Here is a 24884-nt window from a genome sequence, read left to right as displayed (position 1 = left end):
TCCTTTAAGATTGACTTTTTTATTTATTGTAAAAAATAATTTTCTATCCTAAGAACGGGTAACGATAATCTGTTGGAGAAACGAATGTTTCTTTGATTAATCGAGGAGATAACCAACGTAATAAATTTTGAGCAGATCCTGCTTTATCGTTTGTACCTGATGCTCTTGCACCACCGAATGGTTGTTGCCCTACAACAGCACCTGTTGGTTTATCGTTAATATAAAAGTTACCAGCACAATTTACTAATGCTTCGGTTGCTTCTGTAATAGCATAACGATCTGTTGAGAATACAGCACCTGTTAAGGCGTATTCAGACGTTCCGTCAACTAATTTTAAAGTATTAGCCCAATCAGCATCTTCATATATATAAACCGTTACTACAGGTCCGAATAATTCGGTTTCCATAGTAGTATACTTTGGGTTTGTGGTTAAGATAACTGTTGGTTCAATAAAGTATCCTTTTGATTTATCGTAATTACCACCCGCAATAATTTCAGCATCCGAATCTGCTTTTGCTTGGTCGATATACTTTGCTAACTTATCAAAAGAACCCTCGTGAATTACCGCAGTAATAAAGTTACTCATATCTTCTGGCGACCCCATTTTAAAAGAAGCGATATCTTCTTTTACATAATTCAAAGTCTCTTCAGCGATAGATTTTGGCAAATATACTCTTGAAGCTGCAGAACATTTTTGTCCTTGGAATTCAAAAGCACCACGAGAAATACCGGTAGCTACTTGCTTTGGGTTTGCAGATGGATGCGCAACGATAAAATCTTTACCACCAGTTTCACCTACAATTCTTGGGTATGTTTTATAAGTGTGGATGTTTTCTCCAATCTTTTTCCATAATTCCTTGAATACGTAAGTTGAACCAGTAAAGTGGATTCCAGCAAAGTCAGGAGAAGCTAAAACAGCATCAGTAATTTCAACAGGATCACCCATAATCATGTTAATTACACCATTTGGTAAACCTGCTTCTTTGAAAACTTGCATAATTACTTCCGCAGAAAAAATTTGACTATCCGAAGGTTTCCAAACAACAGTATTCCCCATCATCGCTGCAGATGCTGGTAAGTTAGCAGCGATTGCAGTAAAGTTAAACGGAGTAATTGCATATACAAATCCTTCTAACGGACGGTACTCAACACGGTTCCAAATTCCGTCATCAGAGTTTGGTTGTTCGTTGTAAATTTCAGACATGTATTCTACGTTAAAACGTAAAAAGTCAATCAATTCACAAGCAGCATCAATCTCAGCTTGGTGCACAGTTTTAGATTGTGCAATCATAGTTGCCGCATTGATCTTTGCGCGATAAGGACCAGCGATTAATTCCGCAGCACGTAAAAAGATAGCAGCACGTTGTTCCCAAGGCATTTGTGCCCATTCGTTACGAGCTTCTAAAGCAGCTGCGATAGCGTTTTTAGCATGCGTTCTTCCTCCAATATGATAAGTTCCTACAACGTGTTTGTGGTCGTGAGGTGGTGTCATAGTACGAGTGTCTCCTGTTTTAACTTCTTCGTTACCGATGTACATTGGTACGTCTATGTTTCCGTTAAAATAAGCTTTGTATTGGTTTGCTACTGCTTCTCTTTCTGATGAACCTGGAGCATATCCTTTTACGGGTTCGTTAATGGCTGTTGGTACGTGAAAAAATCCTTTTCCCATTTGTATGTTGTTTGTTGAATTAAATTTAATTTCTTTGTTACAGATAAGTCTGTATAATTTTTCTTGACGTACAAAGTTACGGTTATTTTAGAAATATAGAAACGGACAAAAGGCTAAAACTTTATAAAAGAAAAACAAGATGTGTACGGTAACTTATTTACCTTTAGGGAATAACGATTTTATATTAACTTCTAATCGAGATGAAGATCCGAAGAGAAAAACAATTCCACCAAAAGAATATCTTGAAGACGGTGTAAAATTAACCTATCCTAAAGATGAATTAGCGGGAGGCACTTGGATTGGGTTAAGCGAGAAAAGTCGTTTGATTTGCTTATTAAACGGAGGTTTTACAAAGCACTCAAGAGAAGAGTCGTATCGAATGAGCAGGGGAGTTATTGTTAAAGAACTGCTGAAGGTTGATGACCCTGTTGAGGTAATTATTCATTTTGATTTTAAAGGAATTGAGCCTTTTACCATTGTGTTAGTAGATTGGAAAGTTGGTTTACAAGCTTATGAATTGGTTTGGGATGGAAAACAAAAACATTTTCAAGAGTTGGGGAATGAACCAAAAATATGGTCGTCTTCTACCTTATATAACGAAGAAATGAAACAATTACGTAAAGAATGGTTTGTAGAATGGGTTGCTCAAAACCTTGAGTTTACACAAGAAAAGATTCTTGAATTTCATCAAGATGAAACCAAAGGAAATCAAGAAGTTTCTCTAAAAATGAAACGCTCTTACGTTGAAACGGTTAGTGTTACTTCGGTGATGAAAACTAATCAAGAAGTTTCAATGAACTATTTAAATTTACTTTAAATGACAAGTGAATAATTTAAGAGAACAAAAAAGCAGCAAACATTATTCCGACAACACCAAAAGAAGCAAGGTTTACAAAAACAAAATTTACAAAGCAATATTTAATAAATGTCTTTATGTAACCTTGTTGGTAAAACTTCTTCATGGCTAAAAACAGGTAAATTAAAAAGGCTAATCCAAATATTAAGAAAGCATTAGAGTTGTTGTTTATAGTGTAAATAAACATGAATAAAGTTAATAGTATGAAAAATATGGTTTGCGTATGAAAGACAAAAACCAAATGTTCTACATACGTAAATTTTCTTCTTATATACACAAACTTAATGAAAAGGGTGAAAATAGGCAGTAAGATAAATAATGCGATAGAGGCGTAGGAAATAGCTTGTTTTAAAAAAATAGAAGGATTAGATTCCCAAGAATTAATAACACTACATCTTGTGTATAAAAACTTGTTAAAAAAAGTTTTTTCAATTTGTAGGCTGTCTAATGCAGTTTGAGTTGATGTTAAAGGTTTTCGTTTTTGGAACTTTCTCATTTTAGAAATTGAAGAAATTCCAATATTGATATTTATAGGGTTTTTATTGGTTTTTTTTACGTTTGATGAATCTAAATCTGGAAGAAGGTTTGTTAATTGCTTTTTTGTAGTAGAATCTACATTTTTAAATGTTTCGCTTAGTTCAGTTTTTAAAGCATTGTTAATGGAATCTAATTCTTGTTGTGTTAATTTTTCTGTGGCTTCTGTAAAACTAATTTTTTTTGGAGCTTCGTCGTTGTTTAAATCCGTAAAGCTTTGGTAAGTGTTTATAATACCTAGACTTATGAAAAATAAAATTGAAACTGTAAGATAAAATCGAAATGGATTTGTATATCGAGCACGTTTTCCTTCAATATAATCTTTTGATACTTTTCCTGGAGAAATTAATAAAGGGATTATGGTTTTCCAAAACTTAGCATCCCAAGAAAAGAATCCTGCAAAAATCTCTTGAATAAAACTTTTAAACGTTATTTTTTTTCCTTTGTTTTTTTGCCCGCATTCAGGACAAAATCTTTCTTCTCTGGTAAAAGGAAATCCGCAATTTAAGCAGTTAGGGTCTTTAATAACTGCTACTTTATTCTTTTTGGTCATTAGTTTAAAGTAAACGTAGAGGTTAGTTGAAAAGTTGGAATGATAACTAAAAATTCTTCAAGCGTTTTGGTGTTTATCATTTTATAGTTTCCTCCCATCGCTCCTGTTGTTGATAACAAGAAGCAGTTTGATCTGTAATTGTAAATATCATTAGGTTTTAAGGTAGGGGTTTCTCCAACAACGCCTTCGCCTTCTACATATTCAATATCGTTTAACGCATCAAAAATTACCCAATAACGTTCTAGTAATTTTACTGTTTCTTTTGATTTGTTTTCAATAGAAATATAATAACTAAAAGCATAGAACTGTTGATAGTTTCTAAGAACAGTTCCTTTAAAGGAAGTTTTAACCGATATTTTTATGCCTTTTGTTATTTGTTGAAACATAGGATAAAGATACTCCTTTTTCGGTTTTTAATCAATTTTTATAGATGCAGTTACCTATTCTGATTAAAATAACCGTTACCAACGCCAATAACTCGGTCATAAATTTCACCAAAAGGTTTGTAGTAAACAATCACAGTATACTCGTTTTCAGTTTCAAAAAAAGAACCATCAATACCGTATAAATCAACAGTGTTGTTGCTGTCTATAGTCGCATAACTGTAGTTGTAAAAACCTTGCTTGAAAGGAATTGATGCTTTATAAATTTGTTGTGAAGCATCGTAGGTCATCTTATTTTCTTCTGATAATTCATAATTATTGAAAGCCCCATAAACATAAACTTCTTTGTTGTTAAGAGGTTCGTAAGCATCCAAAGAAAAATGAACTAACGAGTAGTCTGCTTCTGTGTTGTCTTGTTCGTTAATAACATCACGTTCGGTGGTTCTAATAACAAATTGTCCGTTAATATCTGGGTTGTAGGTATAGATTTTGTCGGCTCTAGGCTCGTCAGTGTACAAGTAACTATGATAAATTTCTTCGCGTTCAACTCTAGCGACATTCAAACTACTGCTTCTAATAAATTTAGTGTCAAAATTTAAAAACTCATTACCAGCCCAAAAATTAGTTGCTACTGTGTGGTTGTATTGTAATTGTTGAGGTTTTATAAAAACAGGTTCAAGATTGTTAATTGCTGTATTCCAGTTATGATTCTGAAAAAGTGTAACATTAATTTCTTGATTTGGGTTGTTAATTTGCAGGTTTGGGTGATTTATTAAAAACTGAACAGTTTGCTGTTCGTTTGTTGTTGAAGCATTTCTACTTCTAAACACAGCAACGCCTACAGTAGTTATATCTTCATAAAATACACAGCGCCTTGTAAAAACTACTTCGTAATCTTCATCTAATACTGAAATTAGGTAATTTCCACTTTTGGTAATAATTGTATTTTGATTAGGAATTTCTACCCAATAATGCGTGTAGGGTTGTAAGGTGTTGAAGGAATTGGAGAAATTGATAATTTCATTCTGTTCAAACCCTTGAATGTATTGATTGCTGGTCATTGAGCTTGGTTTCCAATCGTGAGTCATGTGCTCAATTTTGTACTGATATTGTTTGCTGTCGGCATCCAAATCATCAAAGGAAAGTTTTAAAACATCTCCTAAGCGAACAATAGCAGTATATTGATGTGGATTGTTTTTAGGTCTTAACTGAACCGTTTTTATATTTTGACTATATACCGAAGTAGCTAAAAAAATAAGAGCTACCAAAACGTTTTTTGTTTTCATATCTAAACAAAAGTATCAAAATATACGCCAAAGACAAGATTTTTATTTAGAATTGTTATAAATAATGTTGTTTGCAAAAGATAAAAATGGTTTTGTTCTGCAATGGTTTTCAAAATTTTTAAATTTGCATGTTTTTTAAGAAAATCAAATTAATCAGTTCCTATGTCAAAAGACATCCGTATTAAGAAAGGCTTGGACATCAAGCTAGTTGGCGAGGCAGAACAAGTAACTACTGAACTTTCATTAGGTAGTGTGTTTGCAGTAAAGCCAGATGATTTTCACGGCGTTATTCCTAAAATTTTAGCTAAAGAGGGTACAGAAGTAAAAGCAGGTGAAGCACTTTTTTATGATAAAAGTGATGAGCGTATTTTATTTCCTAGTCCTGTTAGTGGAAAGGTTACAGAAATCGTACGTGGAGCACGAAGAAAAGTTTTAGCAATTAAAATCACTGCTGATGCACAGCAGGAATACAAAGATTTTGGTAAGAAAGATGTAAATGCAATGTCTGGTGAAGAAGTGAAAAATCACTTATTTACTTCAGGTTGTTGGCCATTTGTAAAGCAACGTCCGTACGACGTGGTTGCAAATCCGAATCAAGCACCAAAAGCAATTTTTGTTTCAGCGTATGCAAGTGCACCATTAGCTGCTGATTATGATTATGCGTTAAAAGGTAAAGAAGCTGAATTACAAGCTGCTTTAACTGCGTTAACAAAGTTAACTGACGGTAAAGTTCACGTATCTGTAGCGAAAAACTCAACATTATCTCCGTTTAAGGATGTTAAAGGTGTTGAATTGCATAAGGTTTCAGGACCGCACCCAGTTGGTAATGTAAGTACTCAGATTGCTCAAATAGATCCTATCAATAAAGGTGAAGTTGTTTGGGTGGTAAGTCCGCAAGATTTAGTAGTAATGGGTGAGTTATTCTTAACAGGGAAATTTAACGCTACTAGAACAATTGCTTTATCAGGGTCTAAATTTAACAAGCCACAATATGTAACTGCAGTTGCAGGAGCAAACATAGCTGATGTTGTTAAGGGTAACTTAAACAACGATAACGCTCGCGTAATTAGCGGAAACGTGTTAAGTGGAGAGCAAGTTGGTGAAGACGGATTCTTAGGGTATTACGACAACGTAGTTACTGCAATTCCTGAAGGAGATGATTATGAATTCTTCGGATGGAACAAGCCAATCTTTAACAAGATATCTACTTCTAGAGCATTAACATTCTCTTGGTTAAATCCGAAGAAAAAATACGACTTAAATACGAATACTAACGGTGAACACAGAGCATTTGTGGTAACTGGTTCGTATGAAGAAGTATTTCCGTTAGATATCTATCCGATGCAATTATTAAAAGCTTGTATGTATAAAGACCTAGACGAAATGGAAGGGTTAGGAGCTTATGAAGTTGCACCAGAAGATTTTGCGTTAACAGAATTTATTTGTGTATCAAAACAGCCTCATCAAAAAATCATTCGTGAAGGATTGGATTTAATGAGAGCAGAATTAGGATAAGATATGGGCTTAAAACAGAATTTACATAATTTAAAAGAAAAATATAAAGGTACTAAGATGGCACCTGCGTTTAACGCAATCCACACCTTTTTATATTTGCCTAATGAAACTACTCATGGTGGTACGCACATTAAGGCAGCAGACGATTTAAAGCGTACGATGAATATCGTAATTATGGCATTGGTTCCGTGTTTAATCTTCGGAATGTTTAATGCAGGATATCAACACAACGCTGCAATTAACGGATTTTCAGAAGGAATGTCTTTCTTTAGTGGAGACTTCTGGAATATGGATAATTTCTTCATTGGTTTAAAGAAAATTTTACCATTAGTAATTGTATCATATCTAGTTGGTTTAGTAATCGAATTCATCTTCGCAGTAATTAAAGGACACGAAGTAGAAGAAGGATATTTAGTAACAGGAATGTTAGTTCCGTTAATCGTACCAGTAGATTTACCATTATGGATGTTAGCAGTTGCGGTTGCTTTCGGGGTAGTAATAGGTAAAGAAGTATTTGGTGGTACAGGAATGAATATTTTAAACCCAGCGTTAACTATTCGTGCATTTTTATTCTTCGCATATCCTACTTGGATGTCGGGAGATAAAGTATGGGTTCACGGAGCAGTTGAAACTGCTGGAACTGCAGATGCTATTTCAGGAGAAACTATCTTAGGTAGTTTAGCGCAAACGCAACCAATAAATTACTCGGTTTCTGATATGTTCTTCGGATTTATTCCAGGTTCAGTAGGAGAAACTTCAACATTATTAATCTTATTAGGAGGGTTATTCTTAATCTTAACTAAGATTGGAAGTTGGAGAATCATGTTGTCTTCAGTAATCGGAGCATTAGTAATGGGATTCATCTTTAATCAAGTAGTTGATATGGGATGGATTGGTGAAACAAGTAAGTTTTACGGATTAATGAGTTTAGATTTCTGGAAACATTTATTAATTGGAGGTTTTGCATTTGGTGCGGTATATATGGCAACTGATCCTGTATCAGCAGCACAAACTAATAAAGGAAAATGGATTTACGGTTTCTTAATCGGATTTGTTTCAATTATGATTCGTGTATTCAACCCAGCATATCCAGAAGGAGTAATGTTAGCAATCTTATTAATGAATGTATTTGCTCCAACAATCGACCATTATGTGGTTCAAGGAAATGTAAAAAGAAGATTAAAACGTTTAAAAGCTAAAACTGCCTAATTATGAGTAAGAAGACAGATAGTAATGTATACACAATACTTTTCGCAATAGGAATGGTATTAGTAGTAGGTGCGTTGTTAGCTTTTACAGCGTCATCTCTTCGCCCAATGATTGATGCTAACAAACGTATCGAGAAGCAACAAAACATTTTGTATGCAATGGGTGTAAATGAAAATGACGAAACAAATGTAGAGTTTGTTTCTAAAGATAAAGTAGCAGATGAGTTTGCTAAATACATTAAAAAGCAATTAGTAATCGAAGGAGATAATGTTTCTGAAGACACTAAAGCTTATTTAATTGATGTAAAAAAACAACAAACAGCTGCTAAAGAAGGTAAAACAAGAAAATTACCATTATTTGTTGGTGAAAAAGATGGACAAACTTTTTACATCGCACCAATTAGAGGTAAAGGTCTTTGGGATGCTATTTGGGGATACGTTGCTATGGATAAAAACATGGTGGTTCAAGGTGTGTTTTTCGATCATAAAGGAGAAACTCCAGGTTTAGGAGCTAACATTAAGCAACGTTTCTTTATGGATGATTTTGCTGGAGAAGATTTAATGAACAACGGTTCTTTTAAAGGAATTGCGGTTTCAAAATCTAACGGAGATCCTAAGAATGAAGATAAGAATGATAACGAGGTAGATGCTATTGCTGGAGCAACTATTACTGGAGACGGTGTTGCTGCAATGCTTAAATCAGAATTAGCATTATACGTACCTTACTTTAAAACATTAAAATAATTATGGGACTTTTATCAAAAAAAGACGCAGCGTTAATTACTGATCCATTAGCAGATAATAACCCAATTACAATTCAGGTATTAGGTATTTGTTCTGCATTGGCAATTACAGCAGAGTTAAAGGCTTCTATCGTAATGTCAATCTCAGTATTATTTGTATTAGGAGTAGGAAACGTAGTAATCTCGTTAATGAGAAATATTATTCCATCTAAAATTAGAATTATCGTACAGTTAATCGTAGTTGCTGCTTTAGTAATTATTGTTGATCAGGTACTAAAAGCGTTTGCTTATGAGTTAAGTAAAACCTTATCGGTATTCGTAGGATTAATTATTACGAACTGTATTATTATGGGACGTTTTGAAGCGTTTGCCTTAGGAAACGGACCATGGAGATCGTTCTTAGACGGAATTGGAAATGCTTTAGGATATGCAGTAATCTTAATTATTGTAGGTTTCTTTAGAGAATTATTAGGTTCTGGTACTTTATTAGGAATTAAAGTATTAGGAGATCCTATTGAAAAGACAGGATTGTATGCTTTTGGATATGAAAACAACGGATTTATGTTATTGTCACCAATGGCATTAATCGTTGTAGGTATCATTATTTGGGTACAACGTTCAAGAAATAAAGCATTAATTGAGGACTAACCTAGTTAGTATTCATTAAAAATATAGAAAAATGGAACATATAGAATTATTTTTCAAGTCGATATTTATAGATAACATGGTATTTGCAACCTTTTTAGGAATGTGTTCATACCTTGCAGTATCTAAAAAAGTATCTACAGCTGTAGGTTTAGGAGCAGCCGTAATTTTCGTATTAGCGGTTACTGTACCAGTAAACTGGTTGTTAGATCAATATTTATTACAACCAGGAGCATTAAAATGGTTAGGAGCAGAGTATGCAGATTATGATTTAAGTTTCTTGTCATTTATTATGTTTATTGCAACCATTGCAACAATGGTACAATTGGTAGAAATTATTGTTGAAAAATTTGCGCCTGCATTATATAACTCTTTAGGGATTTTCTTACCGTTAATTGCAGTAAACTGTGCAATTTTAGGAGGATCTTTATTTATGCAATCACGTGAAATCCCTACGTTAGGTTTATCATTTACCTATGGTGTTGGTTCAGGTATCGGATGGTTTTTAGCAATTCTAGCGATTGCTGCAATCCGTGAAAAAATCAGATATTCATCTGTGCCACCAGCCTTAAGAGGATTAGGAATCACATTTATTATTACTGGTTTAATGGCTATCGGATTTATGAGTTTCGGTGGAATGTTAACAGGTGGTGATGATGAAGGTAAAAAAGAAGAAACTACAGCAGTTCAGGTTCAAAAGAAAGAAGTAGAAGAGAAAGTTGTTGAAGAAACTGAAGAGAAAGCTGAAGAATTAGCTAATAACACTAAAGAAATTACAGAATAATGGTATTTTTAGAAGTAAGCACAGGAGGAACAGTTGCTATTACAGTATTAGCGTTTTTAGCGGTAATCTTAGTTTTAGTAGCCTTATTATTATTTGTTAAGCAAAAACTGGCACCATCTGGTCCAGTTAAAATAACAATTAATGGAGATAAAACTATTGAAGTTCCTTCAGGAGGAACGTTATTGTCAACTTTAGGAAATGAAAAAATATTTTTACCATCTGCTTGTGGTGGAGGGGGTTCTTGTGTACAATGTGAGTGTCATGTAAATTCAGGTGGAGGAGAAGCTTTACCTACAGAAACACCACACTTTACACGTAAAGAATTACAACACGGTATCCGTTTAGCATGTCAGGTAAAAGTAAAGCAAGACATGGATATCTCTATTCCAGAAGAAATTTTCGGAATTAAGAAATGGGAAGCAACTGTTGTAAGAAACTATAACGTAGCAACTTTTATTAAGGAGTTTGTAGTTGAAATTCCTGAAGAAATGGATTATAAAGCAGGTGGATATATTCAAATTGAAATACCTCCATGTGAAATAAAATATGCTGATATGGATATTTCAGCACATCCACAAGATCATCCAGGTGAGCCTGATAAATTTGAGGCAGATTGGAATAAATTTAACCTAAGGCCATTGGTAATGAAGAATACCGAAACGGTAGAGCGTGCATATTCTATGGCTTCTTATCCTGCTGAAGGAAGAGAAATAATGTTAAATGTTCGTGTTGCAACACCTCCTTTCGATCGCGCTAAAGGTGGATGGATGGATGTAAATCCAGGGGTGGCATCTTCGTATATTTTTAATCAAAAACCAGGAGATAAAGTAACTATTTCTGGTCCTTATGGTGAATTCTTTATCAATGATTCTGAAGCAGAAATGTTATATGTAGGAGGTGGAGCTGGTATGGCACCAATGCGTTCTCATATCTATCATTTATTTAAAACTTTAAAGACAGGTAGAAAAGTAACATACTGGTACGGAGGTCGTTCTAAAGCAGAGTTATTCTACATTCACTACTTTAGAGCGTTAGAGAAAGATTTTCCAAACTTTAAATTCTACTTGGCATTATCTGAGCCATTAGAACAAGATAATTGGAAGGTTAAAAAAGATATTAATGATGAAGCTGGAGATGGTTTTGTTGGATTTATTCACCAAGTTGTAATAGACCAATATTTATCTAAGCATGATAGTCCTGAGGATTTAGAATTATATTTCTGTGGGCCACCATTAATGAACAAAGCAGTACAAAAAATGGGTGAAGATTTTGGTCTAGATGACGAGAACATCCGTTTTGATGACTTTGGAGGATAAGAATTTTATCATCAAAGAGATAATAAAAAGACCGATACATTTTTGTATCGGTCTTTTTTATGCCTTAAAATTAGCCGTTAGTAAGTAATTTTTAGCTATTTAGAAGTTTTTTAACTTTAAGTTAAACTTAAAGTTGTTCCTTTGTAATTAACTACTAACCAAAAGAAAAGAAACTATGAACTGCCCAAAGTGTCAATCGACATCAGTAAGAAGAAAAAGAAGAAGTGTTTTTCAAAAACTAATCTATTTTAATAAAAAAAGGTTTAAGTGTTTTGAATGTAAAACAGTTTTTTTAGCAAAGTATAACTAATAAATTACATCAAATTTATAAACAGGATTGTTCTCTTCGTATTCAAAAACTTTAGCATAATCCATAACATTAGCTATATCTTCTAACTTACATAAATAAGCTACAACAGCACACAAAGCGTTAAATAATATTTCTTTGTTGGTTGTGTTTTGTGGCTTCGGATTGTAGTGGCATAAGGGAACCATAAATCCACAAGCTTCTAAAAATACTTTTTCAATTTGTAAAAGCTCAAACGGAGTATAACCATTAAACTTTCTACCTAAGTTTTGATGTACCCTACCAACATAACTTAATTCCAACGAACCGTGACCATTTGTTAAATGTTTCCAACTATCTTGATTGTCAAGAATATTACCAACAGCACATGCCGAACAACATTCAGGATTTAATTCGTCATTATGAAAAGCGTTATAAAGTTTTATAAGCGCTTGCTCTAATCGTTTAGGTATTTCCATAATCAAAAAGAATTAACTCCTTTAAATATACAAAATATTGGTTGTACCTTTGCAGCAAATTATTGTTAATGACTACTTTTCAAGATTTAGACTTATCAAATTCACTTAGAAATTCAATTGAAGAATTAGGTTTTGTAAACCCAACACCTATTCAAGAAGAAGCATTTCCTGTAATTCGTTCAGGAAAAGATGTTGTGGGAATTGCACAAACAGGTACAGGTAAAACTTTTGGGTATTTACTACCGATACTTCGTGATTTAAAATTCTCGAAACAGCAGCATCCAAGAGTGATGATTTTAGTACCTACACGTGAATTAGTTGTTCAGGTAGTAGAAGAAATTGAAAAGTTAGCTAAATACATTACGTTAAGAACTATTGGAGTTTATGGTGGGGTAAATTTAAACCGTCATAAAGAAGCAGTAATGCAAGGAGCGGATATTATTGTAGCTACTCCTGGGCGTTTATACGATTTGGCATTAAGCAATGTGTTAAAACTAAAATCGGTTCAAAAATTAGTGATTGATGAAGTAGATGTAATGCTCGATTTAGGTTTTCGTTTTCAGTTGTTAAATATTTTTGATTTATTGCCTCAAAGACGTCAAAACATTATGTTTTCGGCAACTATGACTGAAGATGTAGAGGCTTTAATTGATGACTTTTTTGTAGCACCACATAAAATTGCAATTGCAGTTAGTGGAACACCACTTGACAATATTCAGCAAACAAGTTATGATGTTCCAAACTTCTATACAAAAGTCAATTTATTAAACTATTTATTGTTTGATAAAAATGAGTTTAGTAAAGTACTTGTATTCGCGCCAAATAAGCGAAATGCAGATAGATTGTTCGACTGTGTAGCTGAAGAATATCCATCTCAAGCTTGTGTAATTCATTCTAACAAAACGCAGAATTACCGTTTACGTTCTATTGAACAATTCAATAAGGGAGAAAAACGAATTTTAATTGCAACTGATGTAATTGCCCGTGGATTGGATTTAGAAGAAATTACGCATGTAATCAACTTTAATGTGCCACATTTTCCTGAAAACTACATGCACAGAATTGGTCGTACAGGACGTGCAGAACACGAAGGAAAAGCTATTTTATTTGCTACAGAAAAGGAGCAAGAAGCAAAACAGCGAATTGAGGAGTTAATGGACTATACAATTCCGAAGTTAGCAATTCCAGAGCAAGTAGAAATCTCTAAAGAGTTAACAGAAGAAGAGCGTCCGAAGGAAGAAAGAGAAATCAATAAAAATAGAACTTCTCAAGAATATATCCCGGGACCTGCGTTTCACGAGAAGAAAGAGAAAAATAAAAAAACGAATCAAGGTGGTTCGTATAGAAGAGAGTTGGCAAAAAAGTATAAAAAACCTAAAACTAAAGGTGATAAAAACTTTAACAAACGCAATAAGAAACGAAAATAATGCAAGAACTTACCAAACAAGAACTCCATAATTTAGGGATGAATATTATTGGTAAAAAGCTGCAAGAAATGGGCTATGAATTTATTGCGGTTAATAGCGAATTAAAAAAACATCCACAGTTTGTGTTATTCAAAAAAGGAGAGCCAACAATTTTCGTTATAGTAAAAACTACAAACAATATTCAATCTCCTCAAGAGTACGATGTTTTATGGATGGAGACCTTTAAAGAGCATGCAAAAAAGCTGAATGCAAAAGTGTGGTATGCAGGAATAGGTATAGCAAATGCAGAAAGTGTAGAGTTACCAGTTTTTAAAGATCAACCCTACTATGTTGCTTTTGATGATTTTATAAAATTTTAGTAGCAAAGAGCTTCATTTTAAGGGTTTTAATAGTAAAAGATAAAACTTTTTTTACCGTTTATACATAATTGTTTACCACTTATACATCAATGTTTATTTAGTTGTTTTACAGTGTTTTAAATACTTAAATTTGTGGTAGGGGAAAATTACAAATTACATTTATGAAAAAACAATTACTTAACAAGGGGAAAAACTTATTTAAAAATTTTATTTCAATTTTAGCAGAATTTGGTAAAGGGGCAAGTTATGCGATAAATAACTAAGATTTTTTAAAAAAGTTTAAAAAAACACTCGTTTAAATATTTAAACGAGTGTTTTTTTATGCATAAAAGTTAACTTTATAAAATGGAAGGATTGTTAACTAAAATACATCAGTGTAGAGTTTGTGAAGAGTATATTGAACCCAATCCAGTAATATTAGCAAGTAAAAGCTCCAGAATTATAATTATAGGACAAGCACCAGGAATTAAAGTACACCAATCTAACATTCCATGGAACGATGCAAGTGGCAAACAGTTAAGAAAATGGTTAGGAGTTACAGATGAAGAATTTTATGACGTTAATAACTTCGGAGTTATACCTATGGGTTTTTGTTACCCTGGAAAAGGAAAGTCAGGAGATTTACCTCCAAGAAAAGAATGTGCTCCAAAACGGCATCAACAATTGTTAGATGAAATGCCTAATGTAGAGTTAATTGTTTTGATTGGGATGTATGCTTAAAACTATTGTTTAAAAGAAAAATCAAAAGAACACTTACACAAACTGTAAATTCTTTTAAAGAATATTTGCCAAAGTATTTTGTGCTACCACATCCATCACCCAGAAACAGATTTTGGTTAACTAAAAATCCATGGTTTGAAAATGATGTCTTACCAGAATTAAAAAAGGCAATTAAAAAGGTGTTAAAAGCGTAAAAAATAATAGAATCTCAAATAGTTTAGTTAAGTACTTTAAAACGATTAATTCGTATTTTTGCAACGTATGATAGAAACACGTGAAGCCATATCTGAAAAAGCGGTTTTAATAGGAATTATAACCCAACATCAAGATGAAAAGCAATCTGAAGAATATTTAGATGAGTTAGAGTTTTTAACGTTAACAGCAGGAGGAGTTGCTGTAAAACGTTTTGTTCAGAAGTTAGATAAACCCAATCCGAAAACTTTTTTAGGAACAGGAAAGTTAGAAGATGTTAAAGCGTATATAGAATCACATAATATCGGAACCGCTATTTTTGATGATGAATTATCGCCAGCACAATTAAGAAACATAGAACGTTTTTTAGATTGTAAGATTTTAGATAGAACCAATTTAATCTTAGATATTTTTGCAAGTAGAGCACAAACAAGTTCCGCAAAAGCTCAAGTAGAACTAGCCCAATATCAATATTTACTACCTCGTTTAACACGAATGTGGACACACCTTGACAAGCAAAAAGGAGGTATTGGTATGCGTGGACCTGGGGAAACAGAGATTGAAACAGACCGTCGTATCATCCGTGATAAAATTTCGTTATTAAAGAAAAAACTCGAAACGATAGACAAGCAAATGTCAATCCAAAGAAAAAATCGAGGAAAAATGGTGCGAGTTGCTTTGGTGGGGTATACCAACGTTGGTAAATCTACTTTAATGAATGTGATTAGTAAAAGCGAAGTGTTTGCTGAAAATAAATTATTCGCAACATTAGATACCACCGTGAGAAAAGTAGTGATTAAAAATATTCCGTTTTTAATGACTGATACTGTTGGTTTTATCAGAAAATTACCAACTCAATTAGTCGAGTCGTTTAAATCTACTTTAGATGAGGTTAGAGAAGCTGATCTTTTATTGCATGTAGTTGATATTTCCCATCCTAATTTTGAAGATCATATTGCTTCGGTAAATAAAATTTTAGATGAAATAGATAGTAAAGATAAACCTACAGTAATGGTGTTTAATAAAATTGATGCCTACACTCATGAAACTATCGATGAAGATGATTTAACTACAGAAAAAACGAAAGAACATTATACGTTAGAAGATTGGAAAAAAACTTGGATGAATGATTTAGAAACTGAAAGTATTTTTATCTCTGCACTTAATAAAGATAATCTTGAAGATTTTAAAGAAAAGGTTTACGAAGAGGTGAAAAAGATACATATACAACGTTTTCCGTATAATGATTTTTTATACCAAGAATATTAGATTTTACTGTTAAAAAACATATTCGTAACAAAAAAAAGAACTTAAATAATTGGAATTTAAGTTCTTTTTTATTACATTTAGATTCGCTTAAGTATAAAAGCATAGTTTTTTAAGCGCTATAAATCAGTATTTTTAACCATTTTATCCCCCCAAAAAAATGATAAAAAACAAAACTTCACAAAAAAAGAAATCTGAAATTTTCTTAGTAGAATATCCCTCAGAAAAAAACTTAATCACTAGCTATTTATTATAGTTTTTATTAAACCTTAAACTTGTTAGTATTCATAGGCTTTTAAGAAATTTAAAAGACGGTGAAATGTCTACTCAAATTTTTGAGTTATCATGTGTTAACAAAAAACAGATTGAAATGAAAAATCTATTAATATTCTTGCTAGTAACTTGTTATAGTATGCAAATGGCTTTTGGGCAAGAAAAATGTATCTCAAAAGAAAATAATTTAGTCGATGTAAATTCGGTAAATAAATGTTTGATAGAGAAAAAAGAAGAAAAAATTAATAATAAAGAAACATCTTTTATAGCAACAGTTTCAACCAGGAGACATGTAAAAAGACGTGTTTATTTTGAAAAAGTAACATCTTTAACATCAGATTTAAAATCAAAAAACACCATAGATACATCAGTATTGAAAAAAAATGATTTAGAATTATGTTATCTAAACAACGTAGTTCCTTTAGTAAAATCTAACAAGATAAAAGAGGTAGGAATCCTTTTTGATGTTGTAGACGAAATACCAATGTTTCAAACTTGTGTAAGCTCATCCATCAATAAAGTCGATTGTTTTAATTATGAAATGCAAAGACATATTGTACAAACTCTTATATACCCTGAAGAAGCTTTAGATAATGGTTTAGAAGGAGAGGTTAAAGTAAGTTTTATTATTGATGAAACAGGTAAGGTAATTAATTTAAAAACAGAAGGAGACGGTGTTGCTGAAGTTTTAAAAGAAGAAGCTAAGAGGATAATTTTGTTGTTACCAGATTTTAACCCAGGAAAACACAAAGGAGAATTTTCAAAGGTTTTATATAGTTTTCCTATGAATTTTACGCTAGCACCAGTGTCAGACTAATATTTTAACATTTTTTTGCAAAAAAAATAGTATATTTGGCCCCCACATTCCCCCAAAATATTCAAGCGTTAATCGTTTGATAGGGAGATTTTTAAAGGCCCTAAGTATGAGAAAATTGATGTTGCTTTTAATGTTAGTTGGTATGTATGCGACTAATGTTATGTCACAACGTGAAGTTTGTGAAACCCCTGAAGACAATTTAGATCTTAATAGTATTACTAAATGTACTATTGAACAAAAAGACAAAAAAGACAAAACAACTCGACAAATTTCTGTTAAAGTATCGGCTAATAAAAGATACTTAAAAAAGAGAGAGTTGGTAAAAAGAAAAGCTGTTTCTAGTGCTACAGACTTATCTAGCACAGGAACTACTTCTATTGAAAAAGTTGACGATAACACAGAAATTGCTGAATCATTAACTTTAAAAACCAACATTGAGCATTTAACAAGTAAACTTTCTGCAGAAGAAGTTCGTAAAGCAGAGAAGTTTAGTACTGTTGATGTTATCCCACTATTTACTGGATGTAAAAAAGCAAAAAAAGGCGAAAGATTAGATTGCTTTAATGTTGAAATGATTAAACACATCCAAAAACATTTCCGATACCCAAGTCAAGCAGTAAAAGAATCGATTCAAGGAGAAGTTTGGGTTCGATTTATTATTGATACAAACGGTCAAGTAAAAAACATTAAAACACTTGGGCCTAAAAATGGTGAGCTTCTAAATAATGAAGCTGTACGTGTTGTATCACAATTACCACAGTTTATCCCTGCAAAGAAATCAGGAGACGAGGCATCTGTTAAGTACGGATTCCCAATTATGTTTTCTTTAGACGAGTAAACCCCAATACATATCAATTAACTTAAAATAAACATTATGTTTAAAAAACTACTAGTTGCAATTTTTGTTTTGAGTAGTATTGCTTTTTATGGGCAAACTACTGTTACAGGAAAGGTATACGATGAGTATCTAGAGCCTTTTCCTAGCGCATTGATTAACTCTGTAAATGGGCAAACAACATCTGATAATGATGGTAATTTTACTTTTACTGTAAAATCAGGTTTTCCATTTTCTATCCAAGTATCTGCTTTCGGTTATAAAACAGAGGTAATAGAAATTACATCAGCAAATCAAGAGATTAATGTAATTTTAAAAGAAAATACAGCTTTAGATGAAGTTGTAATTTCAGCATCTAGATCTCCTGAGCGTATTATTGAATCACCAGTAACTATTGAAAGAATAGGTATTACTGATATTAAGCGAAATACATCGGTGTCGTTTTACGATGGTTTAGCTAATTTAAAAGGGATAGAATCACGTGAGTCTAACTACGGTTATAAAGCCATTAACTCAAGAGGTTTTGCTACGTTCGATAATACTCGTTTTGTTCAATTGGTTGACGGTGTTGAAACTTCAATACCAGCCTTAAACTTCTCAGCAGGTAATATTTTAGGATTGTCAGACTTAGATGTAAAAAGTGTAGAAATATTACCAGGTGCTTCTTCTGCATTATACGGTGCTAACGCTTTTAACGGTATACTTTTAATGAGGAGTAAAAACCCATTTGATCATAGTGGTATAAGTACCTATTTTAAAACAGGTCAAATGACTCAAGAAGCAGCAGGTACTAATTGGTTTTATGATGTAGGTGTAAGAATGGCGTATAAGTTCAGTGATTATTTTGCAGCTAAAGTTAATTTTACAACTTTTAAAGCAGAAGAATGGCACGCTAATGATGATGCCAACACAACAGGTGTGGGAGGTGTTAAAAAAGAAGGTAATAGAGATTCTCATCCTGATTATGACGGAGTAAATTTCTACGGTGATGAAGTAGTGATTGATATACTAGGTATAGGAAGAGTAAGTAGAACAGGTTATGCTGAAAATGAATTGTATGATTACGACGGACACAATGTAAAGTTTGATGGTTCATTGCATTATAGACCTATGGGTAACGATAAGTTAGAGTTGATTTATAGTTCTCGTTTTTCTCAAGGAAATAACTCTTATCAAGGAACAAATAGGTTTTCTCAAGAAGGATATTTCTTAGAACAGCATAAGTTAGAAGTAGTAGGTAAAAACTTTTTCGTTAGAGGATATTACACAGGTAATAATACTGGAGATAGAACTCATGACCTTAGGTTTGCTGGTGTTGCTTTAAACGAAAAGTATAATCCTAATAGAAATTGGTTTGGCGAATATATTGCTGCTTATTCAGGAGGAGTACCAGGTGTAACACCAGGAAATGATAAAAGCGCTCGTGATTTTGCTGATAGAAATAGATTACAACCAGGTACAGCAGAGTTTAAAAATGCTTTAAACGAAATTATTGCAACACCAATAAATGAAGGAGGAGCAGGGATTAAAGATAAAACAGGGTATTATCATGCTGATGCAAATTATAATTTTAGAGATTTAATTTCTTGGGCTGAAATCCAAGTAGGGGGTTCATATCGTAAATTCAATATTAACTCTCAAGGAACATTATTTACAGATAAAGACAGTCCCATAAACTTCGATATGTACGGGGCTTATTCTCAAATTCAGAAAAGTTTCTTAGATGAAAGAGCAAAATTAACAGCATCTATACGTTATGATAAAGCAAAGAATTTTGAAGGAAACTATTCGCCAAGGATCGCATTAACCTATGATGTTGGAGGAAGTAAAAACAAGATTATTCGTGCGTCTTATCAAACAGGATTTAGAAACCCTAGTATTCCTGAACAGTATTTCGGATTAAGATCAGGACCTAATCGTTTTATTTTAGGAACTTCAGAAGAAAACTTAACTAGATTTAATACTGTAGTTACTAATTCTGGTACTGGTGCACCTGCAACTTCAGTAATAACAGGTGAAGATATATTAAGAAAGTCAGGTGTAAAGCCTGTTAAAGCGGAAAATGTTAAATCATATGAATTAGGATACAGAAGTATTATTAATATAGGAAGTACTAACATTCTTGAATTAGATTTGAGTGGATACTATAACCAATATGAAAATTTTGTAGCATTTAAAGATGTTTTAGTGCCTAATTATGGTGAAGTTTCAAACGGAGTTCCTGACGCAGAAGCAATTTCAGCGTTTGCAAATGGAGATTTTTTAGAAGTTACTTTAAACACAAACACGACAGCAGATATTGATTCGTATGGTTTTGGTGTTGGTTTAAGTACAAAAGTATTTAAGACTTTTAATTTCGGAGCGAACTACACCTATAGTAAATTAGTTTTTGATCAAGCTAGTGACCCTTCATTCCAACCTGGATTTAACATACCAGAGCATCAACTTAAAGTTATGTTTGGTAATCCTAATTTATTTGAAAATTTTGGGTTTAATATTAATGCAAGATGGCAAAATGAATTTTTATGGCAATCTAGTTTCTTAGATGGTCAAGTTGATGCTAGAACTGTTTTAGATGCTCAAATGAATTATAGAATTCCATCATTAAAATCTAAAATTAAAATTGGAGGTACAAACTTAACTGGAAAAGAGTACGTAGTTGCTCCTGGTTCTGGTTTAATTGGTTCTGTATATTATATTTCTTGGACAATTAATGAATAAGAAGTTCGTTTTTTATTTCATATAAAAAGAGGAGTGAAATTAATTTCACTCCTCTTTTGTTTTTAGTTATGTTGTGTTATTGATTTTCTTCAGAATCATTAATAATTCCTAAACGTTTAGCACGTTGTTCCCAACTTTTTCTTGCCAAACTTTGTAGGTTAGCTACATTGTCACTCTCATCCATAATTTCAAAACCTAATAAGGTTTCTATTACATCTTCTTGACTTACTAAACCGCTTACTGCTCCGTATTCATCAACAACTAAAGCTAAGTGTTCTCGTTGCTCTATTAGCTTTTCAAATAAATTAGGAATTGAAAGCTCTCTGCTAGCAATAATAATTTCTCTTTTAATGGACTTTAAAGGTTCGTTTCCTTTATTATCAACCAACGAAAGAAGTAGTTGGTCTTTTAAGAAATACCCTGTAATATTATCAGAATTTTCTGCGTAAACAGGGATTCTTGAAAAGCGTAAAGGTCTGTTTTCATTAAAAAAAGATTCGATTGTTTGGTTTTCATCTGCAGTTTTAAGCACGGTTCTAGGAGTCATAATATGTTTTGCTTGTACTTCTTTAAAGTTTAGCATATTTCTAATTACTTTTCCTTCATTTTCTTGAAATACTCCCTCTTGTTCAGCAATATCAGTCATGGCTGTAAAATCTTCTCTGCTTAACACGCTTTCACCGTGCGCTCCTTTTCCAAACATTTTAGTAAATAATTGCAAAATCCAAATAATTCCGGTGTATTTACATACAAAGATTAAGATGTTTAAAGCTCTTGTGGTAAAACCAGCAAGTGATTTCCAATAAGTAGCACCAATGGTTTTAGGAATAATTTCAGAAGCAACTAAAATTAAAATTGTCATTATTGCTGAAACGATGAATACACCATTACCTTCATCATTAAATATTTTTTTGGCTTGAGCTCCCACTAAAATTGCTCCAACAGTATGTGCAATAGTGTTTACAGTTAAAATTGCAATTAACGGTTTGTCAACATCTTTTTTTAGTGTTTCTAATTCTGTAGCATACGCTTTTCCTTCTTTTTTCTTCACGTTTACAAATGTTGGGGTAACACTTAGTAAAACAGCTTCGAGAATGGAGCATAAAAAAGAAAAGAAGATTGATAAAGTTGCGTATATAATTAATAAAGTCATCTGATATATTTTTTAGGCTAAAATACATAAAAAAGAAAACCTCAAGAACTTGTTCTTGAGGTTTAGTTTGTATAAAGTAGTGTTTTTTAGAAACCGTAGTTTATTCCTAAACCAAATACTTCTCTTGTTTGGAAACCTTCAAAAGCATTATCGTCATAAATGGCTTGTAACGCTAAGTTAGCAGATAAATACTTGTTGATTTTCATTATAACGTTTACAGTATAATCGATATCAACATTTTGAGCTTCTTCTAAATAATTACTGTATAAGTTTAAGATGTTTTCTACAGATACATTTTCCATTAAGTTAAACTTGTAATAAGCGTTTACAGCAGCACCTAATTCGTAACGAGTAGTTTCATTTGCTTTAACACCAAAATAACCACCAGCAGCATTAAATGCATCTACTTCAGCAGTTTTTTTTGCTGTAAAATGATCGTGAACTACAATTAATTTTGAAGTTGCTGGAGCAATATTCACTTTTAAATTATCAGATTTCTTCCATAACATACCTGGTCCAAATTGGAAGTAAGCAGGAGAGAAAAAGTGTGATTGTTGTACTCCGTTAACATCTGTTGAAGACATTTGAGTTTTGAAATTGAAAAACGCAGAGTAATACCAGTTTCCACTTGCTTTTTTACCAGCTAAAGAGTTTAATTCTAAACGGTCGTCAGTTTTTTGAACATCTTCACCTTTTAATTTTGTTAAACCGTAAGAAGCAATTAATTTATTGTCCCAAGTCCAATCTCCTTTTAAGTAGTTAAAATCGTAGTTAAGCCCTAAAGTTCCAGAAATGTTGTTTGTTCCACCGGCTAACCAGTTGTTAAAAGCTGATTGATTGAATAAGAATGAAATATTACCACTTCTTTTCCATCCTTCTTTAGGTTCTTCTTTTTTTTCTTCTTGAGCGTTAGCTGTTAAAGCTCCGAATAAAATAGCGATTGCTAATAATTTTTTCATTTTACTATTTTTAATTTTGATTTTTTTGAGCGCGAAAGTACACTTTATATTAGTTTAGACAAAAGAAGTATGATAAAGTCACGTTTTATGAAAAACATAGTTTAACCCTACTCCAAATACTTCTCTAAATTGGATTTTATTAGATGCATCGTCATCAATAATAGCATGTAAACCAAGATTAGTTGAAATATATTTGTTTATTTTAACGAATACATTTAATTGATAATCAGCATCTATGTTTTGCGGTTTATTTAAGTAGTCTGAATAAACAGATAAAATATTTTCAATAGTAATATTTTTCATTACTTCTTTTTTATAGTATGCCGAAAGATTAAAACCTAAACCAAAGTTTACAGTTTTACCTTCTTTAACACCGTATTTTCCTGAAAATTCGTCAGAAACAAAAGTATAACGTCCAGTAGCAGGAGCGATGTTAATTCTAGCATCATCATTCCTTTTCCATAACATACCAGGTCCAAAGCTCCAATAAGCTGGCGAGAAAAAACCTGAAACAGCTAATTTGGGCTCTTTTTTATAATCATAACCTCTAGTGTATTGAGTTTTAAAATTACTGAAAAATGAAAAGAACCAAAGTTTTGAAGATTTTAAACCTAAAAGCGAGTTAAACTCGAAACGATCGTCAGTTTTTCTTATTCCTTGGCCATCAATATAACTCAATCCGTATGCAGAAATGACTTTATTATCCCAATTCCATTTTTCTTTTTTGTAATTAAAATCGTATCCTAAAGTCATGTTTCCTGCAACAGTATTATTTCCTCCAGCTGTCCAATTAGAAAATGAAGATTGATTAAATAAAAAAGAATATTTCCCGGTTACCGACCACTTTTTGGGAGGGTTCTTTTTAATTAAAGGGTTAGGGTAAATAGTGTTATTGAAAACTACTGATGCAAAATTCTTATCTAAAGGAATATTCACTAATCCTAATGTTTTAATAACTTCTTTTGGTTTTTCTTGAGAAAAGAAAGTAAAAGAATATCCTAAAAATAAAATTAAAATTAGCTTTTTCATTTTTTTTAGTTAAAAATTACAATTTAAATTAATTATATCTTCTTAAAAAGAGGTACTGTAGAACAAGCTTCACCAAACATTATGGTTTTAGCTACAGGTTTAATTTTTTCAACTAGTAAAGTATAAGCAGTAGAAGGAATTGGTTTATTAGCACAACCTTTAATAATTACTGGTTTGTCTTTATATTCTGACACATCAAACTCGTTAATTATTTCTTGATAAATGGTGGTTTCTAATAATTCTAAATTTCCAACAACAACCTTTTTTGCAAAAGAAGTTAGTTCAACGCTTAATAATAAGTAAGTCCAAGAAGGAATAATGGCATCAGAAGAACAGGTAAGCGCAACATAGTTATCTTGGTATTGAGACCAATCGTGATTTTTTACCGAATCTCTAAAATCTTTTTCTCTTAGAATCAATTCTTCAAACAGCCAATCTTTGATGTCGAAAATTACACGATTACCACTTGGATAAAAATCTTCTAAATCAATAGTTTTTAAACTGCTGTTAGTAACTCTATTTACGATTTCTTCTGCCATTTGTTACAATTAAAGCATTCCTAATTCTAGCTTAGCTTCTTCACTCATCATGTCTTGTGTCCAAGTAGGATCAAAAGTAATTTCAACTTCACAGTCGTTAATTTCTTTTAGGGTTTTTACCTTTTCTTCAACTTCAACAGGTAAAGTTTCTGCTACCGGACAGTTGGGTGAAGTTAACGTCATTAAAATTTTGGCATCGTTTTCTTCAGAAATGAATACATCGTATATCAATCCTAATTCATAAATATCAACAGGAATTTCAGGGTCGTATATCGTTTTTAATACACGAACAATTTTATCTCCTAATTCTTCTAATTTATCTTCAGTCATTTTTGCT

Annotated in this window: 23 protein-coding genes and 1 pseudogene; 14 read left to right on the top strand and 10 right to left on the bottom strand. The window is 32.4% G+C overall.

What is annotated here, in order from left to right; all coding sequences use genetic code 11:
• Positions 1-43 precede the first annotated feature (43 nt).
• Entirely contained in the window at positions 44-1669 is a 1626-nt protein-coding gene (gene pruA / locus ACKTST_RS11305) for an L-glutamate gamma-semialdehyde dehydrogenase (RefSeq protein ID WP_408047854.1), read from the bottom strand.
• Between the two features lie 139 nt (positions 1670-1808).
• On the opposite strand from pruA, the gene ACKTST_RS11300 reads away from it, so the two are divergent.
• Complete coding sequence (locus ACKTST_RS11300; RefSeq protein ID WP_408047853.1) at positions 1809-2486, top strand: NRDE family protein; 678 nt, start codon at positions 1809-1811, stop codon at positions 2484-2486.
• Between the two features lie 16 nt (positions 2487-2502).
• Here ACKTST_RS11300 and ACKTST_RS11295 read toward each other — a convergent pair whose 3' ends face one another.
• The 3 genes from ACKTST_RS11295 to ACKTST_RS11285 are packed head-to-tail and all read right to left on the bottom strand — an operon-like array spanning position 2503 to position 5281.
• Positions 2503-3612: a DUF3667 domain-containing protein gene (locus ACKTST_RS11295; protein WP_408047852.1), complete on the bottom strand. Its 1110-nt coding sequence runs from the start codon at positions 3610-3612 to the stop codon at positions 2503-2505.
• Positions 3612-3998 carry a Co2+/Mg2+ efflux protein ApaG gene (apaG, locus tag ACKTST_RS11290; RefSeq protein WP_408047851.1) on the bottom strand — a complete coding sequence of 129 codons (387 nt, stop codon included), beginning with the start codon at positions 3996-3998 and terminating at the stop codon, positions 3612-3614. Before apaG ends, ACKTST_RS11295 begins: the two co-directional genes overlap by 1 nt.
• Positions 3999-4048: 50 nt before the next feature.
• Positions 4049-5281, bottom strand: coding sequence for a type IX secretion system plug protein (locus tag ACKTST_RS11285; RefSeq protein WP_408047850.1), 1233 nt, complete (start codon positions 5279-5281; stop codon positions 4049-4051).
• Between the two features lie 162 nt (positions 5282-5443).
• Here ACKTST_RS11285 and ACKTST_RS11280 point away from each other — a divergent pair, with 162 nt between their 5' ends.
• The 6 genes from ACKTST_RS11280 to nqrF are packed head-to-tail and all read left to right on the top strand — an operon-like array spanning position 5444 to position 11492.
• Positions 5444-6796: a Na(+)-translocating NADH-quinone reductase subunit A gene (locus ACKTST_RS11280; protein ID WP_408047849.1), complete on the top strand. Its 1353-nt coding sequence runs from the start codon at positions 5444-5446 to the stop codon at positions 6794-6796.
• Between the two features lie 3 nt (positions 6797-6799).
• A complete protein-coding gene (locus ACKTST_RS11275; RefSeq protein ID WP_408047848.1) occupies positions 6800-8005 on the top strand; it encodes an NADH:ubiquinone reductase (Na(+)-transporting) subunit B in 1206 nt (401 codons plus the stop codon).
• Between the two features lie 2 nt (positions 8006-8007).
• Positions 8008-8748: a Na(+)-translocating NADH-quinone reductase subunit C gene (locus ACKTST_RS11270; RefSeq protein WP_408047847.1), complete on the top strand. Its 741-nt coding sequence runs from the start codon at positions 8008-8010 to the stop codon at positions 8746-8748.
• Between the two features lie 2 nt (positions 8749-8750).
• The gene (locus ACKTST_RS11265; RefSeq protein ID WP_408047846.1) at positions 8751-9395 is read left to right on the top strand and encodes an NADH:ubiquinone reductase (Na(+)-transporting) subunit D; all 645 of its coding nucleotides are present in this window, start codon (positions 8751-8753) and stop codon (positions 9393-9395) included.
• 31 nt (positions 9396-9426) lie between these two features.
• On the top strand, positions 9427-10176 hold the full coding sequence (nqrE, locus tag ACKTST_RS11260) for an NADH:ubiquinone reductase (Na(+)-transporting) subunit E (RefSeq protein ID WP_408047845.1): 750 nt from the start codon (positions 9427-9429) through the stop codon (positions 10174-10176).
• A complete protein-coding gene (gene nqrF, locus ACKTST_RS11255; protein WP_408047844.1) occupies positions 10176-11492 on the top strand; it encodes an NADH:ubiquinone reductase (Na(+)-transporting) subunit F in 1317 nt (438 codons plus the stop codon). The genes nqrE and nqrF overlap by 1 nt, the downstream gene beginning before the upstream one ends.
• A gap of 306 nt (positions 11493-11798) precedes the next feature.
• Here nqrF and ACKTST_RS11250 read toward each other — a convergent pair whose 3' ends face one another.
• Positions 11799-12257 (bottom strand): Na(+)-translocating NADH-quinone reductase subunit F, encoded by a 459-nt coding sequence (locus ACKTST_RS11250; RefSeq protein ID WP_408047843.1) that lies wholly within the window; start codon positions 12255-12257, stop codon positions 11799-11801.
• A gap of 68 nt (positions 12258-12325) precedes the next feature.
• Between ACKTST_RS11250 and ACKTST_RS11245 the strand changes: the two genes are divergently transcribed.
• The 7 genes and pseudogenes from ACKTST_RS11245 to ACKTST_RS11215 all read left to right on the top strand — a co-directional run bounded on the left by ACKTST_RS11245 (position 12326) and on the right by ACKTST_RS11215 (position 20867).
• A complete protein-coding gene (locus tag ACKTST_RS11245; RefSeq protein ID WP_408047842.1) occupies positions 12326-13684 on the top strand; it encodes a DEAD/DEAH box helicase in 1359 nt (452 codons plus the stop codon).
• Positions 13684-14043, top strand: a complete 360-nt coding sequence (locus ACKTST_RS11240; RefSeq protein WP_408047841.1) for a Na(+)-translocating NADH-quinone reductase subunit F — start codon at positions 13684-13686, stop codon at positions 14041-14043. The genes ACKTST_RS11245 and ACKTST_RS11240 overlap by 1 nt, the downstream gene beginning before the upstream one ends.
• A gap of 345 nt (positions 14044-14388) precedes the next feature.
• A pseudogene (locus tag ACKTST_RS11235) lies at positions 14389-14957 on the top strand (uracil-DNA glycosylase family protein).
• Between the two features lie 67 nt (positions 14958-15024).
• On the top strand, positions 15025-16224 hold the full coding sequence (gene hflX / locus ACKTST_RS11230) for a GTPase HflX (protein WP_408047840.1): 1200 nt from the start codon (positions 15025-15027) through the stop codon (positions 16222-16224).
• A 367-nt stretch (positions 16225-16591) separates the two neighbouring features.
• Positions 16592-17311 carry an energy transducer TonB gene (locus tag ACKTST_RS11225; protein ID WP_408047839.1) on the top strand — a complete coding sequence of 240 codons (720 nt, stop codon included), beginning with the start codon at positions 16592-16594 and terminating at the stop codon, positions 17309-17311.
• 106 nt (positions 17312-17417) lie between these two features.
• Complete coding sequence (locus tag ACKTST_RS11220; RefSeq protein WP_408047838.1) at positions 17418-18149, top strand: energy transducer TonB; 732 nt, start codon at positions 17418-17420, stop codon at positions 18147-18149.
• A gap of 36 nt (positions 18150-18185) precedes the next feature.
• Entirely contained in the window at positions 18186-20867 is a 2682-nt protein-coding gene (locus tag ACKTST_RS11215) for a TonB-dependent receptor (protein WP_408047837.1), read from the top strand.
• Positions 20868-20943: 76 nt separating this feature from the next.
• Here the strand turns inward: ACKTST_RS11215 and ACKTST_RS11210 are convergent, their stop codons facing one another.
• The 5 genes from ACKTST_RS11210 to ACKTST_RS11190 all read right to left on the bottom strand — a co-directional run bounded on the left by ACKTST_RS11210 (position 20944) and on the right by ACKTST_RS11190 (position 24877).
• Complete coding sequence (locus tag ACKTST_RS11210; protein ID WP_408047836.1) at positions 20944-22020, bottom strand: CNNM domain-containing protein; 1077 nt, start codon at positions 22018-22020, stop codon at positions 20944-20946.
• An 86-nt stretch (positions 22021-22106) separates the two neighbouring features.
• Entirely contained in the window at positions 22107-22979 is an 873-nt protein-coding gene (locus tag ACKTST_RS11205; protein WP_408047835.1) for a DUF3078 domain-containing protein, read from the bottom strand.
• A gap of 78 nt (positions 22980-23057) precedes the next feature.
• Positions 23058-24008 carry a DUF3078 domain-containing protein gene (locus tag ACKTST_RS11200; RefSeq protein ID WP_408047834.1) on the bottom strand — a complete coding sequence of 317 codons (951 nt, stop codon included), beginning with the start codon at positions 24006-24008 and terminating at the stop codon, positions 23058-23060.
• 32 nt (positions 24009-24040) lie between these two features.
• A complete protein-coding gene (locus ACKTST_RS11195) occupies positions 24041-24547 on the bottom strand; it encodes a DUF2480 family protein (protein ID WP_408047833.1) in 507 nt (168 codons plus the stop codon).
• A 9-nt stretch (positions 24548-24556) separates the two neighbouring features.
• Positions 24557-24877, bottom strand: a complete 321-nt coding sequence (locus ACKTST_RS11190; RefSeq protein WP_132795138.1) for a DUF59 domain-containing protein — start codon at positions 24875-24877, stop codon at positions 24557-24559.
• Positions 24878-24884: the final 7 nt, after the last annotated feature.

The sequence above is a fragment of the Tenacibaculum crassostreae genome (genome assembly GCF_964512405.1).
GTDB classification, from domain to species: Bacteria; Bacteroidota; Bacteroidia; order Flavobacteriales; family Flavobacteriaceae; genus Polaribacter; species Polaribacter crassostreae.
Note: the sequence above shows the minus strand (reverse complement) of the source record. Positions and strands in the feature narration are given on the sequence as shown.